Here is a 16,367-nt window from a genome sequence, read left to right on the forward strand (position 1 = left end):
GTGGGCTGCCCCGTCTGGCTGCGGGGTCAGGCGGGTTCGGGGAGCGCCGTGTCGCGATGGCCGAACGACTCTGACATCGCCCGGAATGTCGGGCAGGGCCAGCGCCACATGCAGCTCCGGCACCGCAGGATCGGGTTGGCGGTGTCGCTCGTGATGCCACCCGCGTCGCGCGGCTGGTGCAGGTCGAGCAGCCGTAGCCCGAGCTCGGCGAACCTGAGCAGGTCGGCGCGTGAGCCGGCCAGGAAGTCGAGGTCTTCGCTCGCCAGCCTGGTGCGGATCGGGACGTAGCCCTCGTGGTTCAGCAGCCCGCGCAGGCGCGCCGCTTCGTCATGCCATGACGTGGCCTTTTCTGTACGGATGAGGATGGTCTCCAGACGCTCCCGGAGCCCCTGACGCTGTGGATCTTCAGGTTTCTCTGCATTCATCGATACGAGGCCCATGGGGCGGGCCCCAGCCCCTCCTTCTCCGTGAAGCGTTGCCGGTTCCGGTGTCACGCTGTCAAGCTTCGCGTACTCTCCGTTTTGATGGAGCCCAAACGGAGGACAAAAACCTGTCGTTCCCCTCTCGGCGTGACAACGTGACCGGAAGCCTCCGCGCCGCTAGCCTGCCCATGTGGAGCTCAAGGTCTCGACTCGATCACATGCCGGGTGCGCACTCGTTGCCATCACCGGAGAAATCGACCTCTATACGGCGCCTCACCTGCAGGCCGAGTTCACTCGGCTGCTGCAGGACGGGCCCAGCCGGGTGGTCATCGACATGTCCGCCGTGGATTTCTGCGACTCCACGGGGATGAACGTGCTGCTCTCGGCGCTCAAGCGCATGAAAGAGCGGGGAGGCGTGCTGGAGGTGGCCGCGCCGCGTCCGGCCGTCCGCAAGATCCTGCAGGTCACGGGGCTCGTCTCGGTGTTCACCGTGCATGACGAGCTGCCGCAGGAGTTCCTCATCACCGAGGGATCATGACGCAGGCTGACACGGCTGTCGTCATTCCCGCGGTGAACGAGGGCGACCGCATCGCGGCCACCGTCGCCGCCGCGGCCGGCCTGCCCGGTGTCGATCTCGTCGTGGTCGTCGACGACGGCTCGACGGACCGCACCGGCAAGGTGGCGCGGGCGGCGGGGGCGCGGGTGGTCCGCCACAGCCGCAACCGGGGAAAGGCCGCGGCCATGGAGACGGGTGCGGAGGCCGTACGCCTCCTCGACGAGGACCGTACCCCTCGCCACCTGCTCTTCCTCGACGCCGACCTGGGTGACACGGCGCGCGCCGCGGCGCCGCTGGTGGAGCCTGTGCGCGAGGGCAAGGCCGACATGACGATCGCGGTGTTCGGCACGCGGGTGAAGCTCGGCGGCCACGGCTTAGTCGTGCGCGTGTCCAGAGACGGCATCCGTCGCGCCACCGGCTTCGAGGCCGCCCAGCCGCTCAACGGCCAGCGCTGCCTGACCAGAGCCGCCTTCGAGGCCGCGCGGCCGCTGGCGCACGGGTTCGGTGTGGAGACGGCGCTGACGATCGACCTGTTGCGCAAGGGGTTCAGGGTCGTCGAGGTCGAGGTGGAGATGTCCCACCGGGCCACCGGCAACGACTGGCGCGCCCAGTTGCACCGGGCCCGGCAGCTGCGGGATGTGGCGCTGGCTCTGGCGAGTCGCGAGCCGGTGGTCGTGGAAAACCTTGGCAAACTTCTTCCGAAGCGCTGATTTCGGGCTCCGGGTTATCCACAGGCGTGGATGATCTGGGGCTGGGGTCGTCATGAGTGTGCTGGAATTTGCGGGTGACTTCGGAGAGACGCCGCGAACAGGCACAAGCGCGACCCTTCTGGGTGAGATCGCTGCGTCTTCCGTGGTCCGGCGGCACGACGACCATGTCCGGCCTCCTCGCCGACGGCGACGGGCGCCGGTTCTCGCCGGCCCCGATGGCCCGGATGTCCGGCGCGGGTGAGTGGGCCGCCGCGCCTCGGCGGGATCGGCCGGTCGGCGCGGTCCGGGAGCGGCTGGCGTTCCCCGGGCTGATGATGATCGCGGTCTCGGTGCTGCTGACGATCACGATCGGGCTGCTCGGGCCCTCTCCCATGGTTCCCGCGCTGGGCGGGCCGGGGTGGCAGCCGCCGTACTCGCTGGCGGCCGGGCCTGATCCGTATGCGGTGATCGTGCTGGCCGCTGCGGCCGTGGTCATCGGCGGGCTCGGGTTGCTGGCGGCGCTGGCGGCCGGTCCGCGTCCTGTGCCGAGCCCCCGGCTCCTGGTGCTTCTCGGGTGTCTCGCCGCGGGGGTGCTCGCGTTCCTGCCTCCTTCGGGTTCCGGCGACCATCTCAACTACGCCGCATATGGCCGGATGGTCACGTTGGGGGTGAACCCCTACACGCACGGCGCCGACGACCTGCCGGGTGATCCGATCGCCGACGCCGTCGAGCGTCCCTGGCGCGAGGAGCCCAGCGTCTACGGGCCCGTCGCCACCGCTCTCCAGGCGCTGGCGAGCTGGATCGGCGGCGACTCGCTCCGGCTGACCATCTTCGTGCTGGCGGTGTTCAACGTCGCGGCCTTCGTCGTCACGGCGCTGCTGATCGACCGGTTCACCAGGCACGACCCCGCCCGCCGGACGCGTGCCGCCTTGTTGTGGGCGGTCAATCCGCTGCTGCTCTACCACCTGGTCGCGGGCATGCACGCCGACACCCTCGCGATCGCCTGCATGGTGGCCGCGTTGCTGGCCAGGGCGCATCCGGTGAGGTCGGGGGTGCTGCTCGGGCTCGGGGTGGCGACGAAGCTCAACGCGGGGCTGGTGGCGCTGGGGCCCGCGTGGGAGCTGCGCCGCCGTCCAGGGCGGCTGGCCGTCATGGCGGTGAGCGCGCTGGCCGTGGTGGTCGTCGGCTACACGATCGTCGGGCCCGAGGCGATCGCGCCGGTGACGACGACCAGCAAGGCGATCTCGCACGCCTCGTTCTGGAAGCTGGTGCAGGGGTGGCTCTGGGCCCTGGTCGCCCCCGGGAGCGCGTACCGGGGGGAGATCCAGGTCGGCGCGCTGGTGGTGCTCGCCCTCGTCGCCTGGCCGTTGCTCCGGCTGGCGTCCCAGCGGGCCTCGGCCGGTCAGGGCGCGGCGGCTGCCGGGGGGTTGCAGGCGCCCGTCGTGGCGGCGGCGCTGGTCGTGGCCTACCTGTTCGCCACGCCGTACATCCTGCCCTGGTACGACGGGCTGGCGTTCGGGATGCTGGCCCTGGTGGGCGCCTCGGCCGTCGACGGGTTCATGGTCGCCCACCTGCTGGTCCTGTCCCTGGCCTACCTGCCCGCCCGGGTGGACGGGCAGCCGCCGGGCGTCGAATGGCTCAGCGGCGTCCTCAGGCCTCAGATCGCGTGGGCGCTGCTGGCGTTGACCGTCCTGCTGGTGGTGTGGGCGTGGCGAGCTGGAGGGCCCGTACGCAGGCCGCGAGCGTCAGCGGCACCGCCACCGTGAGCGCCATGGCCGGGATGGCGATGCCCGAGTCGTTCATGAGGAAGCCCAGGAAGGCGCAGGTGAGCGTCCCGAGCAGGCCGGCCCTGAGCGGCGGAGCCAGCGCGTACGCCTGACCGAGCGCCGAGGCGCCCCACCGCGACGGACGGGCCAGCACCAGGAACAGGAACGCCAGCGCGACCAGCGAGAGAAGGGTCAGCGGCCAGTTGCCCACGGTCACGCCGATCATGGCCCCGAACTTGCGTCCGACGACGGTCCACGCCTGGCCGTCGATGATCTGCTGCACGAAGGCGCCGAGGTGGGTCCGCCTGTCCGCGGGGCGCATCCAGTCGACGAACGAGATGGCGGCGATCAGCGCGACCGCGACCGCTCCGACGAGGAGTAGTTTCAGCACCGACACGCGCCTGCCGGACAGCAGGATGAGAAAGACCGCCACCCCGATCACGAACGCCGGAACGCCGCCGAAGTCCGCACCCCACGAGGGTGAGCCGTCCGCGAAGACGGCGAACGCGCCGTACAGGCCGCACAGCGCCACCACGATCGTTCGGGAGACGCCCCTGCCGAGCAGCCAATGTGCCACGCCGGCCAGGCCGAGGATCGTGCCGGTGGCGTAGACGGCGAAGGCGATGTTGCTGAAGCCGTAGAACCGTCCTCCGGTGACGGGTTCGTAGCCGGTTACGGCGTTCACCTGGAGTGCTGAGCCGGTCATCACGTCGATGAGCAGGGCGAGCGAGGTGACGGCGGCGACCACGGTGAGCGGGCCGAGCACGTGCGTACGCCAGGGGCCGGCGAAGGCGAGGGCGGTGATCAGCGCGGCGATGGCCAGGATCGTCACGATCACCGAGACCATCGGCATCGGCAGGCTCCACCACGGCACGAGCTGGGCCAGGAAGGTGGAGACGGCGACGGCGCCGCTGACGGTCGCCACCACCTGGATGGCCGCCAGCAGCTTCGAGGCGTCGGCCGGCTCGCCGTCCGCTTGGGGGGCCGGGTGGTCCTTCGCCGTGGCGGTGTTCGCCGGGGGCGCGTGGCCGTCGGTGGACGGCGTGCTCTTCCCGGCGCGGGTGGAGCGGCGGCGGCGGAGCGCCAGGGCGGCGAGGGCGTAGAAGATCAGCTGGACGGTGACCAGGACGGTGAAGAAGGGCCCGCGCACGTCGCGGAGCACCTGGCTGGCCAGATCGCCGTCGGCGAGCCGCGTCACCGTGGCGGCGGCCGGGTCGGGGGCGTTGCCGTCGGGCTGCCAGGCGCGGCCGACCACGTCGCGGGGGGCGGTCAGGCCCAGGAGCTGGATGGCGGTGGCGGTGAGGTCGGTGATGGTGACCAGGGCGTCCTGGCGGGTGGAGGAGGCCGTGAGGTAGCCCTGCGGGTACGGCTGCCCGGTCGGGGACGGTCCCGTGGCGATGGCCGCGTGGAGGTGGGCGTTGGGGCTGACGTCGGAGGTCCCGGCGAGCAGGAGGGTGGTGTTCGGGGGCAGCTTGCCGATCAGGGCGGCGATCTGCTGGTCCGCCCGGGTCGCGGCGGCTTGGCGTTCGGCGGCCGGGAGGGAGCCCGGGACGCCGGCCTCGTCGGGCACGCCCTTGGTCCAGGCGGTGGCGAGGTCGGCGGCCTCGAAGACGATCAGGTTGTAGGGGGTCAGGTCGTTCAGGCCGTCGAGGGTGGGGGTGTATTTAGTGATTTTTCCGGCTTTGTCGGCGGCGGCGAGGGCGGCACCGGGGCCGATCGCCGCCACCTTGCCCCCGCCGTCGGTCACCAACTGGCCCAGCGTGCCCAACTGGGCCGCGTAGCCGGTGTCGGCCTGGAAGGCCACCAGGTCCCGCCAGTTGGGGACGGTGGCGCCTTCGCCGGCGGGCTGGGGGGCCGCCGGGGAGGGGCATCCTCGGCCCGGGGCGCCGGCGCGCTGGCCTGCGGAGATGGTCAGCCAGCCGGCGATGGGACAGGTGATGCCGCGGTCCGGGGGCGGGACGGCGCGGGTGGACAGCGATGCCGAGCTGCCCTGGGTGACGAGCTTCCACAGGGTGGGGGTGCCCGACTGGCTGAAGTCGCTCCACTGCAGGCCGGGAACCCCGACCAGCGCCACCCGCCGACCCTCCGGACCGGCTGGGACGTGCATGCCGCCTGCGGCCGTCGCGGTGGCCGGGCCGTCCAAGCTGCCTGAGGTCGTTGCGGCGGTGGCCGGGCCGGGGAGGAGGACGGTTGCGAGCAGGAGGCCGAGGATCACGGTGACGAGCGGGCGGCCTGCGCGAGGTCCCACCGTCCCGAACCGCCGCCGGCGGGCGGGGACATCCGAAGTCGGACGAAGGCGCGGCAGAAAGCCGGGGGCGGGGGCGTCCGAGGTCGGGGCGTGGGGTGGCAGAGGGTGGGGCGTGGGGCGTACGCGGGGCTCTTGGTGCTCGGCCCCGAGCGTGGCGTAAGGCATGTACGGAACCCCCAGTGTCTGCGCCCTCGATGAACAGCCACGGTAACGTGCCACATCGTGACAAGAGGCGAGGTGCGGGTGATCCGGCGGCAGTGGTGGGCGTGGGTCGTCGTGGCGCTCGTCGTCGCGGCGGCGGCGGCGCCCCTGGTGCACACGTGGCTGACCAACCCGGACGACCAGCGGCTCGTCGACCTCGACGTCTACCGTACCGGCGGCCAGATGCTGCTCGACGGCCGTCCGGTGTACGACTTCTTCACGCCCGCGCCCCAGCTGCTGCCCTTCACCTATCCGCCCGTCGCGGCGATGCTGGCCGTGGCGCTGGCCGAGATGTCCTGGGGCACCGCCCAATGGGTGTGGACGGCCGGGATCTTCGTGGCGCTGGCCGTCACCGTCTGGTTCGCCTTCCGGCAGGCTCTGCGGGCCTACGTGCCGTGGGTGTTCGCGCTGCTCATGGTGGCCTGCACGTACCTGATGCCGATCCGCGACCAGGTGCGGTTCGGTCAGGTGGACATCCTGCTGGTCGCCCTGTGCCTGGTGGACTGCGTGGCGCGGCGGCCCTGGCTGCCCCGGGGGTTCCTGGTCGGGCTGGCCACGGCCGTCAAGCTGACGCCGGGCGTCTTCCTGATCTACTTCCTGGTCACCAAGCAGTGGCGGCCGTTCTTCATGGCGGCGTTCGTGGCGGCGGTGCTGACGTTGCTGCCGTTCGTGGTGATCCCGCAGGACGCGTCCGCCTTCTGGTTCTCGGCGCTGCTCGATCCGGAGCGGCTGGGGGCGAACACGGCCACCACGAACCAGTCGATCCGGGGCATGCTGCTGCGGCTGTACATGCCGGATTCGCTGACGTTCGTGATCTGGGCCGTGATCGTGGCGGCCGTGGCCTGGTACGGGTTCCGGGCGGCGCGGGCGGCGTACCAGGCGAAGGACGAGCTGACGGCGGTCGCGCTCACGTCGCTGATGGCGGTGCTGCTCTCGCCCGTCGCCTGGATCCACCATCTGGCCTGGGTGGTCGTGGTGCTCGGGGCGATCGTCGGCGACGGGCGCGATCCGGTCAGGCTGCGGGTGGCCGCGGGCGTCTGGCTGTTCTACGTGGTTCCCGTGCCGTGGTGGGGGGTCTCGCTGATCGCCGCCAAGATCCCGGGGGTGAGCCTGGTGCTCGGGAAGATCGTCCAGGACGGGTTCGGGCTCGGGGCGCTGGTCCTGGTCTGGTTGCTGGCGTCCTGGTTGCCCAAACGGCGGCAATTGGCTTGACCGAAGTATTACCCTCTGTGGCGTGCTCATTACCGCGTGGGTAGTCGTGGGTCTCGTGGCCGGGGTGAGTGGCGTGTTCATCGGCTACATGGGGCTCAGGCAGGCGAGGTCCGCCGTCGACGACTGCCTGCGCAGGGTGGCCAGGCAGACGAGCGAGGGCGCCGGCGATCTCAAGGCCATCAGGGACGTGGCCGTGTGCCGCTACGACGCGCTCGCCGAGATGAGCGGCAGGCTCTCGTTCTCGGTGGCCATGATCAACGGGCTGGGCGACGGCATCGTCCTGACCTCGATCAACGGCGCCAGCGAGACGCGCACGTACGTGCGGCCGGTGGTGGGCGGCAAGGGGCAGCAGCCGCTGTCGCCGGAGGAGGAGCAGGCGGTCCGGGCGGCCCGGCTTGGGCTGGGGCCGCTGGTCCCGCCGCGGATGCTCAAGCGCTCACACTGAGTGTCCGGACGGGTGCCGTACGCGGTCGGCGAAAGGACGGCGTGCTGCGGCCATCTGCGGATACTCTGGATGCATGCCCAGACTCGCCTATCTCGGACCGGAAGGGACCTTCACCGAAGAGGCCCTGAGGCTCCTCGACCCCGCCGCCGAGCGCCTGCCGTGCGCCACGGTCAGCGCGGCGCTCAACGCCGCCCGTTCCGGTGACGCCGACGGCGCCGTCGTGCCGCTGGAGAACTCGATCGAGGGCGCGATCACCACGACACTCGACGAGTTCGCCTGGGGCGAGCCGCTGACGATCACGGCCGAGCTGCTGCTCCCGGTCCAGTTCTCGCTGCTGGCCAGGCCCGACACCGAGATCGTGCACATCAAGCGGGTCTACACGCACCCCGCGGCCATCACGCAGTGCCGCGCCTACATCGCCCGCGAGCTGCCCGACGCCGTGGTGGTCGCCGCGCCCTCGACGGCGGCCGCGGCCCAGGAGGTCTCGCTGCCCGGCTCGCCGTACGACGCGGCCATCGCCGCGCGCATCGCCGGCGAGCACTACGGGCTGGTCCCGCTGGCCGGCGACATCGGCGACCGGTCCGACACGGTGACCAGGTTCGTCAAGGTGAGCCGTCCGGGGCCGCTGCCCGAGGCGACCGGGTCCGATCGCACCACGCTGGTGGTCTTCCTCGCCGACGACCACCCGGGCGCGCTGCTGGAGATGCTGACCGAGTTCTCCGTGCGCGGGGTCAACCTGACCCGCATCGAGTCGCGGCCGACGGGCGACGGCATCGGGCGCTACTTCTTCCACTTCGACTTCGAGGGGCACATCGCCGACGCGCGGGTGGGCGAGGCCGTCTCCGGCCTTCACCGGATCTGCGGCGAGGTGCGCTTCCTCGGCAGCTACCCCCGCGCCGACGGGGTCGCGCCGCAGATCAAGAGGGGCACGGCCGACACCGAGTTCGCCGGGGCCGCCGACTGGCTGGCCCGCATCCGGTCCGGGCAGGTCTGACCCGCCTGGGGGTGCGTTCAGGCGGGCCGTCCGGCTTCCGAGCGGCGTGCCGGGGAATCCGGGGGCGGGTCGGGGGCGCGCGCCGGTAGCCTTTCCTTGTGATTGACCTGCGTACCCTTCGTGAGGATCCCGACCGGCTACGGGCGTCGCAGCGTGCCCGCGGTGAGGACGACTCCGTCGTCGCAACGCTGCTCGACCTCGATGAGCGTCACCGATCCGCGCTGACCTCGTTCGAGTCGATGCGCGCTGAGCAAAAGAGCATGGGCAAGTCGGTCTCCAAGGCGCAGGGCGAGGAGAAGGCCGCGCTGCTCCAGCGGGCCAAGGACCTCGCGAGCCAGGTCAAGGCCGCCGAGGCCGAGGCGGAGAAGCTGGCCGCCGAGCTCGACGAGCTCATGCAGACGGTGCCCAACATCGTCGAGGAGGGCGCCCCTCCCGGCGGCGAGGACGACTATGTCGTCCTGGAGACGTCCGGCACGCCGCGCGAGTTCGACTTCGAGCCGAAGGACCACCTGGAGCTGGGCGAGGCGCTCGGCGCGATCGACATGGAGCGCGGCGCCAAGGTGTCCGGCTCGCGGTTCTTCTTCCTCAAGGGCGTCGGCGCCCGGCTCCAGCTCGGCCTGCTCAACATGGCGATGCAGCAGGCGATCGAGGCCGGGTTCACGCCGATGATCACGCCGGTGCTGGTCAAGCCGGAGACCATGCAGGGCACCGGCTTCCACGTCGCCCACGACAAGGAGATCTACCGCCTGCCCGAGGACGACCTCTACCTGGTCGGCACCTCCGAGGTGGCGCTGGCCGGCTACCACGCCAACGAGATCGTGAGCGGCGACGAGCTGCCGCTGCGCTACGCCGGCTGGTCGTCGTGCTTCCGGCGCGAGGCCGGCTCGTACGGCAAGGACACCCGGGGCATCATCAGGGTCCACCAGTTCGACAAGGTGGAGATGTTCTCCTACGTCCGTCCCGAGGACGCGCACGAGGAGCACCAGCGGCTGCTGGCCTGGGAGAAGGAGATGCTCGCCAAGATCGAGGTCCCCTACCGGATCATCGACACGGCGGCGGGCGATCTCGGCATGTCGGCGGCGCGCAAGTTCGACTGCGAGGCCTGGATCCCGACCCAGGGCCGCTACCGCGAGCTGACCTCGACCTCCAACTGCACCGAGTTCCAGTCCCGCAGGCTCGCCGTCCGTTATCGGGACAAGGACGGCAAGCCTCAGCATCTGGCCACGCTCAACGGCACGCTGGCCACCACCCGGTGGATCGTGGCGATCCTGGAGAACCACCAGCAGGCCGACGGCTCGGTGGTGGTTCCCAAGGCACTGCGTCCCTACGTGGGGCTCGACGTGCTGGAGCCGTCCAAGTAGGGGTGGCGGCGGGCGTCGATCGCGATGACGGCGGCGCCCGCCACCACGACCAGGCAGGTCAGCACGGCCGCCAGCGCGGCGGCGGTGCCATGGGTCTCGGGCGTGCCGATCGCCCAGCCGCGGAAGGGCAGGTAGACGGCCGCGTAGACCAGCGGCGCGGCCACCACGCCGACCGTCGCGCTCACCGCCCGCGGCTTTCCGTCCCAGGCGAACATGACGCATGCCACCCCGGACGCCAGCGCCACCGACCAGCCGAACAAGCCGGTGAGGTTGACGAGCAGCACCTTGTGGGTCTCGCTGTCCAGCGCGGCGTACATGGCCAGCGCGCCGATCACCCCTGATCCCGCGAACCAGCCCTGGCGCCTGCGCATCCCGGCGCCGACGCCGCCGAGCAGCATGCACACGGCCAGGAAGAGCGCGATGTTCCGTTCGGGCGTGAGGTCCACCTCGTCGGCCTGCACGGCGTCGGCGCTGTAGGACCAGCCGAGGCGGCGCCAGGCGCCCGACACGTCCCGGACGAGGATGCCGGCCACGCCGTTGGCGACGACCACGACGTGCCCTCCCGGCCTCGCCTGCACCGCCAGGTCGTAGGACCTGAGCGAGCTCTCGTCCACGTCGTACTGCCTGGCCAGCCGGTCCTGGGCGCCGGGGGACGGCGGCCAGGAGGGCTGCCAGGTCCGGCCGCCGTCGTCGGACTGGTCCACGCCCAGGCGGTCCTGGCGGACGCGGTAGCAGCGGGTCACGTGGCCGGGGACGCACTGGGCGCTGATCGGCGTCCGCGTCGAGGCCGGGGCCGTGCCGTCGGTCCAGGTGGTCCCGCCGTCGTCGGAGAGGCGGGAGTCATGTATGGCGGCGGTCGTCCGTACGACGATCTTGCCCGAAGCGGTCACGTCCACGGACACGGCCTCAAGCGGCGAGACGGGCGCGGCCGTGGCGGTCACGGCCAGGACGGCCAGGGGCACGGTGACCAGGATCCGCCGGCGCGGGGAGTCCGTGGTGGCGCTGCGCCGCCGTACCCACCAGGCCAGGGCGAGGGCGGGCAGGGCGATCAGGTCCGTGGGGTCGGCCAGGACGCGCGAGGGCCCGGCGACGAGGCTCCAGGCTTGGGAGGCGAGCTCGGCGCCCGTCCCGGTGGTCTTCACGAACGTGAACAGCAGGCCGGTCAGGACGGTGGCCGCCAGGTCGGCGCGGCGTCCGAGGAGCAGTGCCGCCAGGGCGGGGGCGACCACGAGTCCGGCCAGGTCACTGAGCTTGCCGGTGAGGATGCCGGGCCAGAGCGGTTTGAGAAGGTGGTCGTTGACCAAGAGCACGATGACCCCGGTGATGGTCACGGGGTGACATAACCACGCGTACCTCATATACGGGTGGATGGCGGAGAGTGGCGGGAAGTTGAGCCTTCCGCAAGGCCGTGACTGACTTGTGAGGCTTCCCGGTCACGGCAGGAGTTTTCCACAGGGTGACGCGCACCTGTGGATGAACAATGCCTGTGTGGCGAACCGGCCCTGTGAGGGCTTCAGGCGGCCCTTACGCGCGAGCACATGTCTGGACAATGCAGGAGACCGGATAACACCCGTCAGTGGCACCACGGCGTTGTGAGGCTCACCCCGAAGGCATGGATGCGGTTGTCCGGAAGCACGGTCGGGGTGAGAAGCAAAAAGACCGGAGTCCGCTGGAATGCGGACCCCGGTCTTACTTGTCGAACTACGAACTACAGGTCAGAGGGCACGGACCTGGGAGGCCTGCGGCCCCTTCTGTCCCTGCGTGATCTCGAACTCGACCCGCTGGCCGTCTTCAAGGCTGCGGTAGCCGTTGCCGACGATCTCGGAGAAGTGCACGAACACGTCCGGCGCACCGCCGTCCGGGGCGATGAAGCCGAAGCCCTTCTCGGCGTTGAACCACTTGACGGTTCCCTGAGCCATAAAAGCTCTCCCTCAGGATGTGAATCTATGGGATCCACACCTCGTGGATCCCGGTGTGTCGTACAGCAAGCACCCGGGGTGGCTCAGACAAAGTCATGCTGGTTTTCACTACGGGATCAGCTAATACAACGCCATCACATCTAACACCATTCTGGCGCGTTGGTGTTCCCGTCCCTACGAAGATTTCTGTCAGGCGGCATCACCGGGCAAACTGGAACCTGTTATGCGAAGCCTTGCACCGCCGCGCCTAGTGGCCACCGACCTCGACGGCACCGCTCTGCGCGCCGACGGAACCGTGTCTCCCCGGACGGCTGCGGCCTTCGCGAAAGTCGAGGAATCCGGGGCCGCGCTGGTCTTCGTGACCGGCCGGCCGCCAAGGTGGATGAGCGGGGTCGCGGGCGCCGTAAGGCACCGTGGCCTGGCCATATGCGCCAACGGTGCACTGATCTACGATCTCCATACCGAACGGATAGTGGAATCTCACCTGATCGAAGCCGACGTACTCGGGGAAGTCGTCGCTCAGCTACGAGCGAACGTGTCCGATCTCGCATTTTCGGTCGAGTATGAAGGTGGTTTTGCGCATGAGTCAGATTTCAGGCTCGGCGGGCTGGATCGCAAGGGTGTCGGAGTTGTCCGGATTGACCGGGACGCGCTGACTGCCCGGCCATGCGCCAAGCTGCTCGCCCTTCATCCCGACATGGGTGCCGACGAGCTGCACGCGGCCGTGCACGACCTGGTGGGGCACCTGGTGACCGCGACCCATTCCAGCTCCGGCGGCCTGGTCGAGATGAGCGCCCAGGGCGTGACGAAGGCCACGGCGCTGGCCGCGCTGGCCGGGCGGCACGAGATCAAGCCGGCCCAGGTGATCGCATTCGGCGACATGCCGAACGACCTGCCCATGCTGAGCTGGGCAGGCACGTCGTACGCCGTCGCGAACGCCCACCCCGACGTGCTGGCGGCGGTCGATCACGTGACCGCGTCCAACGACGAGGACGGCGTCGCTCAGGTGCTGGAGCGGCTCTACAGGTAGGGGCCGGAACCGCTCGGCGGCCGGTGGCCCTCGTCACCCTGCGGTACACCGGGCAGCGCCCGACGCATCTGCTCCAACTGCGCCCTGGCCGCCATCTGCTGGGCAAAAAGGGTGGTCTGGATACCGTGGAACAAACCCTCCAGCCAGCCCACGAGCTGGGCATGCGCGATACGCAGCTCGGCCTCGCTGGGCGGCGTGCCGTTGTCGTCGGTGAACGGGAGCGACAACCGTTCCAGCTCGTCGACCAGCTCCGGCGCCAAACCGTCCTCAAGCTCCTTGATGGAGGACTCGTGGATCTCCTTCAAGCGCTTGCGGCTGGCCTCGTCGAGCGGGGCCGCGCGCACCTCCTCCAGCAGCTGCCTGATCATGCTGCCGATGCGCATCACCTTGGCGGGCTGCTCGACCAGGTTGGTGACCGAGCGCTCCTCTTCACCGCTGTCGCCCTGACCTTGGAAGTCGGGCCCCACCACCACGATGTGAGGGGTGTTGTTGTCCTCAGCATTCATAACACTCACCGTACTAGCAGGATCTTGCCGACGTGCTCTCCCGAATCCAACATTCGGTGTGCATCGGCCGCCTCCGCCATGGGCACCCTCGCGTACACGATCGGACGTACGGCACCCGCCTCGACCAGCGGCCACACGTTGTCCACGACGCTGCGCACGATGACGCCCTTCTCGTCCACCGGACGGGCGCGCAGCGTGGTGCCGTGGACGGCGGCCCGCTTGGTCAGCAGCGCGCCGAGGTCGAGCTCGGCCTTCCCGCCGCCCTGGAGGCCGATGACCACCAGCCGGCCGCCGGTGCGCAGCGCCCGTACGTTGGCCGCCAGGTATTTGGCGCCCATGATGTCGAGGATGACGTCGGCCTCCACCCGGTCGGCGAAGTCCTCCTCGCGGTAGTTGACGACCTCGTCCGCGCCCAGCTTCCTGACCTGCTCGGCCTTCGCCTCGGACCCGACCGTGGCCGCCACCCGCGAGCCGAGCGCCTTGGCGAGCTGCACCGCGAACGTGCCGATGCCGCTGGCGCCGCCGTGCACGAGCAGGGTCTCGCCGCGGCGCAGCCGGCCGACCATGAAGACGTTCGACCACACCGTGCACGCCGCCTCGGGCAGCCCCGCCGCCTCCTCCAGCGGCACGCCCTGCGGCGCGGGCATGACCTGCTGCCAGGGCACCGCCACGCGCTCGGCGTAACCGCCGCCGGCGAGCAGCGCGCACACCTCGTCCCCGGCCTTGAACTGCTCGACGTCCGCGCCCACGGCGGCCACCACGCCCGACACCTCCAGCCCCGGGTACGGGGGCGCGCCGGCAGGCGGGTCGTAGAAGCCGTGCCGCTGGTGGACGTCCGCGCGGTTCACCGCCGAGGCGGCCACGTCGATGAGCACGTCGCCGCGCCCGACGGACGGATCGGGCACCTCACGCCACTCCAGGACCTCGGGTCCACCCGGTTCGGTGATCTCAATGGCTCGCATGCGATCCACGGTAGCCGGGCAAAGAAGTTGTGGGTTGCCGAGCTGCGCGGGAACGCGTGGCGTTAACCTGCAAAGTATTTGCTGCCCCTTTAGACCCACCCGAGGGGGAACACGGTGGCAAGACACGATCGAGAAGAATCTCTCGAGGAACAGCTGGCCTGGCTGGACGCGATCAAGGAGACGGAGGAGACGCCGGTCTCCGTCGGAGCCTCGTCCGCATCCGTGGACGAGCCGGTCGCTTCGCCGTACCCCAAGGACCCGTGGCTGCTCGTACCGGCCCATGACACGCCGACGCCGCCGCTGTTCCGCGCCGCCGTCGACTCCGTGTACGGCCACGCGGCGGCCGAGGAGCTGCCCGAGGAGGAGAGCGAGGCCGCGGAGTGGCTGGACCGGGCCGGCACGCAGGAGGGCGGCACGGAGCAGGAGAGCGCCGTGGGCGAGCCCGCCGCGCCGCCGGTGAGCCTGGGCCGGTCCGAGGACCCCTTCCTGGCGCCGCTCAAGCCGCTGCCGCGGCCTGACGACACCGACAGCTACCCCTTGTCGTTCACGTCCCCCGAGCAGGCGGAGAGCGGGGAGAAGGGCGAGGAGCAGGACGAGGAGCCGGGCTGGCCGTCCCCCGCCGACTGGTCGCGGCCCGCCGAGCAGTCGAGCGAGACGCAGCCGATGATCACCGAGCTGCCCCAGGTGTTCGACGTGCCCGCCCGCACCGAGCCGCCCAGGGCCTTCGACGAGCAGCCGAAGACGTTCGAGCAGCCGAAGACGTTCGAGCAGCCCAGGGGGTTCGAGGAGCTCAAGCCCGTCGAGGAACCCGAACCGGTCGAGGAGCGCGTACAGAGAGAGCCGGTCGAGGAGGCCCCGGCCGACGAGCGGCCCCGCTGGGACGAGCGGCCGCAGTGGTCCGACACCTCCTTCCGCGAGGGCCGCCCCCAGCCGCCCGAGATCACGCACGGCGAGCCCGCCCCAGCCCCTCAGGAGGCCCCGCGGGACGAGCGCCCGCAGTGGAGCGACCGCCAGGAGTGGCGGCCGGCCGAGCGGGAGATCCCGCCGCCGCACGAGCGCCGGCGACGTCCGGCGCCCATCCCCGTGTTCACCGCGCCACAGCGGCCGCCGCTCACCGGCAGGCCCACCGCCGACAGCCTCGACCCCGAGTCGCTGCTGCGCGGCAGGCGCAACGCGCCCTCCAAGGGCTGGCGGCGGCTGGTCTACAAGGCGTCCGGCGGCTGGATCAAGCCGGGCGAGGCGCCGGAGGTGCGCCGTCGCCGCGAGCTGGTGACCAGGGCACGCACCCCTGTGACCACCGGCCACCACCGGGTCGCCGTGCTGAGCCTGAAGGGCGGCGTGGGCAAGACCACGACCACGGTCGGCCTCGGCGCGACGCTCGCGCAGATGCGCGGCGACCGCGTGATCGCCGTCGACGCCAACCCCGACCGGGGCACGCTGTCCGACAAGCTGGTGCTGGAGACCTCCGCCACCGTGCGCGACCTGCTCAACGAGCGCGACCAGGTCAAGCGGTACGTGGACATCAGGGCGTTCACCTCGCAGGCGCCCTCACGGCTGGAGGTGCTGGCCTCCGACCGCGACCCGTCGGTGTCGGAGGCGTTCAGCGGCTCCGACTACCAGGCCGTCTCCCAGGTGCTGGAGAACTTCTACTCCATCTGCATCACCGACTGCGGCACCGGCCTGCTCCACTCCGCCATGGGCGGCGTGCTCGGGCTCGCCGACCAGATCGTGCTGGTCAGCAGCCCTTCCGTGGACGGCGCCAGGGCCGCCTCGGCCACCCTCGACTGGCTGGAGGCCCACCACTACGCCGACCTGGTGAAGAACGCGACCGTGGTGCTGTGCAGCGTCCGGCCGCGGTCGAAGTCGGCGGTGGACATCAGAAAGTTGGAGGCCCATTTCGCCGCCAGGTGCCGCGCGGTGATCAGGGTGCCGTACGACCCGCACCTGGAGGAGGGCGCGGAGATCGACCTCGACCGGCTCCAGGAGGCGACCAGGGAGGCCTACCTGCAGCTCGCCGCCAGCGTGGGCGACGGGTTCGCGGGGATGCGCGAGTGAG

The 16,367-nt window shown here is 70.8% G+C and carries 15 protein-coding genes; 9 read left to right on the forward strand and 6 right to left on the reverse strand.

Annotated features, from left to right (window positions below; all coding sequences use genetic code 11):
* Window positions 1–26 precede the first annotated feature (26 nt).
* Window positions 27–440 (reverse strand): hypothetical protein, encoded by a 414-nt coding sequence (locus ACIA8R_RS02610; RefSeq protein WP_357693101.1) that lies wholly within the window; start codon window positions 438–440, stop codon window positions 27–29.
* 172 nt (window positions 441–612) lie between these two features.
* Here ACIA8R_RS02610 and ACIA8R_RS02615 point away from each other — a divergent pair, with 172 nt between their 5' ends.
* From ACIA8R_RS02615 to mptB, 3 genes are all read left to right on the forward strand, one after another.
* Entirely contained in the window at window positions 613–960 is a 348-nt protein-coding gene (locus ACIA8R_RS02615) for an STAS domain-containing protein (protein WP_357693099.1), read from the forward strand.
* Window positions 957–1,688, forward strand: coding sequence for a glycosyltransferase (locus tag ACIA8R_RS02620; protein ID WP_364083312.1), 732 nt, complete (start codon window positions 957–959; stop codon window positions 1,686–1,688). The genes ACIA8R_RS02615 and ACIA8R_RS02620 overlap by 4 nt, the downstream gene beginning before the upstream one ends.
* A gap of 122 nt (window positions 1,689–1,810) precedes the next feature.
* Window positions 1,811–3,433 carry a polyprenol phosphomannose-dependent alpha 1,6 mannosyltransferase MptB gene (gene mptB / locus ACIA8R_RS02625; RefSeq protein WP_397036109.1) on the forward strand — a complete coding sequence of 541 codons (1,623 nt, stop codon included), beginning with the start codon at window positions 1,811–1,813 and terminating at the stop codon, window positions 3,431–3,433.
* On the opposite strand, the gene ACIA8R_RS02630 is transcribed toward mptB, so the two are convergent.
* Window positions 3,318–5,681 (reverse strand): hypothetical protein, encoded by a 2,364-nt coding sequence (locus ACIA8R_RS02630; protein WP_397036111.1) that lies wholly within the window; start codon window positions 5,679–5,681, stop codon window positions 3,318–3,320. The two genes, mptB and ACIA8R_RS02630, sit on opposite strands and share 116 nt — an antisense overlap.
* 222 nt (window positions 5,682–5,903) lie before the next feature.
* On the opposite strand from ACIA8R_RS02630, the gene ACIA8R_RS02635 reads away from it, so the two are divergent.
* The 4 genes from ACIA8R_RS02635 to serS all read left to right on the forward strand — a co-directional run bounded on the left by ACIA8R_RS02635 (window position 5,904) and on the right by serS (window position 9,894).
* Window positions 5,904–7,094, forward strand: coding sequence for a glycosyltransferase 87 family protein (locus tag ACIA8R_RS02635; RefSeq protein ID WP_364083304.1), 1,191 nt, complete (start codon window positions 5,904–5,906; stop codon window positions 7,092–7,094).
* Between the two features lie 22 nt (window positions 7,095–7,116).
* On the forward strand, window positions 7,117–7,539 hold the full coding sequence (locus ACIA8R_RS02640; RefSeq protein ID WP_397036114.1) for a DUF4446 family protein: 423 nt from the start codon (window positions 7,117–7,119) through the stop codon (window positions 7,537–7,539).
* A 73-nt stretch (window positions 7,540–7,612) separates the two neighbouring features.
* Window positions 7,613–8,533 (forward strand): prephenate dehydratase, encoded by a 921-nt coding sequence (gene pheA, locus ACIA8R_RS02645; RefSeq protein ID WP_364083299.1) that lies wholly within the window; start codon window positions 7,613–7,615, stop codon window positions 8,531–8,533.
* Window positions 8,534–8,631: 98 nt separating this feature from the next.
* Entirely contained in the window at window positions 8,632–9,894 is a 1,263-nt protein-coding gene (gene serS / locus ACIA8R_RS02650) for a serine--tRNA ligase (RefSeq protein ID WP_357693085.1), read from the forward strand.
* On the opposite strand, the gene ACIA8R_RS02655 is transcribed toward serS, so the two are convergent.
* Window positions 9,858–11,225, reverse strand: a complete 1,368-nt coding sequence (locus tag ACIA8R_RS02655) for a hypothetical protein (RefSeq protein WP_397036116.1) — start codon at window positions 11,223–11,225, stop codon at window positions 9,858–9,860. The genes serS and ACIA8R_RS02655 overlap by 37 nt on opposite strands.
* Window positions 11,226–11,609: 384 nt before the next feature.
* Window positions 11,610–11,813 carry a cold-shock protein gene (locus tag ACIA8R_RS02660; protein ID WP_080043977.1) on the reverse strand — a complete coding sequence of 68 codons (204 nt, stop codon included), beginning with the start codon at window positions 11,811–11,813 and terminating at the stop codon, window positions 11,610–11,612.
* 250 nt (window positions 11,814–12,063) lie between these two features.
* On the opposite strand from ACIA8R_RS02660, the gene ACIA8R_RS02665 reads away from it, so the two are divergent.
* Window positions 12,064–12,843 (forward strand): HAD family hydrolase, encoded by a 780-nt coding sequence (locus tag ACIA8R_RS02665; RefSeq protein WP_357693080.1) that lies wholly within the window; start codon window positions 12,064–12,066, stop codon window positions 12,841–12,843.
* Here the strand turns inward: ACIA8R_RS02665 and ACIA8R_RS02670 are convergent.
* Together ACIA8R_RS02670 and ACIA8R_RS02675 are read right to left on the reverse strand one after the other, a co-directional pair.
* On the reverse strand, window positions 12,834–13,349 hold the full coding sequence (locus tag ACIA8R_RS02670; RefSeq protein WP_357693078.1) for a bacterial proteasome activator family protein: 516 nt from the start codon (window positions 13,347–13,349) through the stop codon (window positions 12,834–12,836). The two genes, ACIA8R_RS02665 and ACIA8R_RS02670, sit on opposite strands and share 10 nt — an antisense overlap.
* A 5-nt stretch (window positions 13,350–13,354) precedes the next feature.
* The gene (locus ACIA8R_RS02675) at window positions 13,355–14,311 is read right to left on the reverse strand and encodes an NAD(P)H-quinone oxidoreductase (RefSeq protein WP_357693076.1); all 957 of its coding nucleotides are present in this window, start codon (window positions 14,309–14,311) and stop codon (window positions 13,355–13,357) included.
* A gap of 114 nt (window positions 14,312–14,425) precedes the next feature.
* Here ACIA8R_RS02675 and ACIA8R_RS02680 point away from each other — a divergent pair, with 114 nt between their 5' ends.
* Window positions 14,426–16,366 carry an AAA family ATPase gene (locus tag ACIA8R_RS02680; RefSeq protein ID WP_397036119.1) on the forward strand — a complete coding sequence of 647 codons (1,941 nt, stop codon included), beginning with the start codon at window positions 14,426–14,428 and terminating at the stop codon, window positions 16,364–16,366.
* Window position 16,367: the final 1 nt, after the last annotated feature.

This window comes from Nonomuraea sp. NPDC051191 (assembly GCF_044455665.1).
Taxonomy (GTDB): Bacteria; Actinomycetota; Actinomycetes; order Streptosporangiales; family Streptosporangiaceae; genus Nonomuraea.

Excerpts from the sequence above, each read along its gene's own strand:
- ACIA8R_RS02675 (WP_357693076.1), bottom strand. The coding sequence starts at position 14,311 with ATGCGAGCCATTGAGATCACCGAACCGGGTGGACCCGAGGTCCTGGAG.
- ACIA8R_RS02610 (WP_357693101.1), bottom strand. The coding sequence starts at position 440 with ATGGGCCTCGTATCGATGAATGCAGAGAAACCTGAAGATCCACAGCGT.
- ACIA8R_RS02620 (WP_364083312.1), top strand. The coding sequence starts at position 957 with ATGACGCAGGCTGACACGGCTGTCGTCATTCCCGCGGTGAACGAGGGC.
- pheA (WP_364083299.1), top strand. The coding sequence starts at position 7,613 with ATGCCCAGACTCGCCTATCTCGGACCGGAAGGGACCTTCACCGAAGAG.
- ACIA8R_RS02660 (WP_080043977.1), bottom strand. The coding sequence starts at position 11,813 with ATGGCTCAGGGAACCGTCAAGTGGTTCAACGCCGAGAAGGGCTTCGGC.
- ACIA8R_RS02670 (WP_357693078.1), bottom strand. The coding sequence starts at position 13,349 with ATGAATGCTGAGGACAACAACACCCCTCACATCGTGGTGGTGGGGCCC.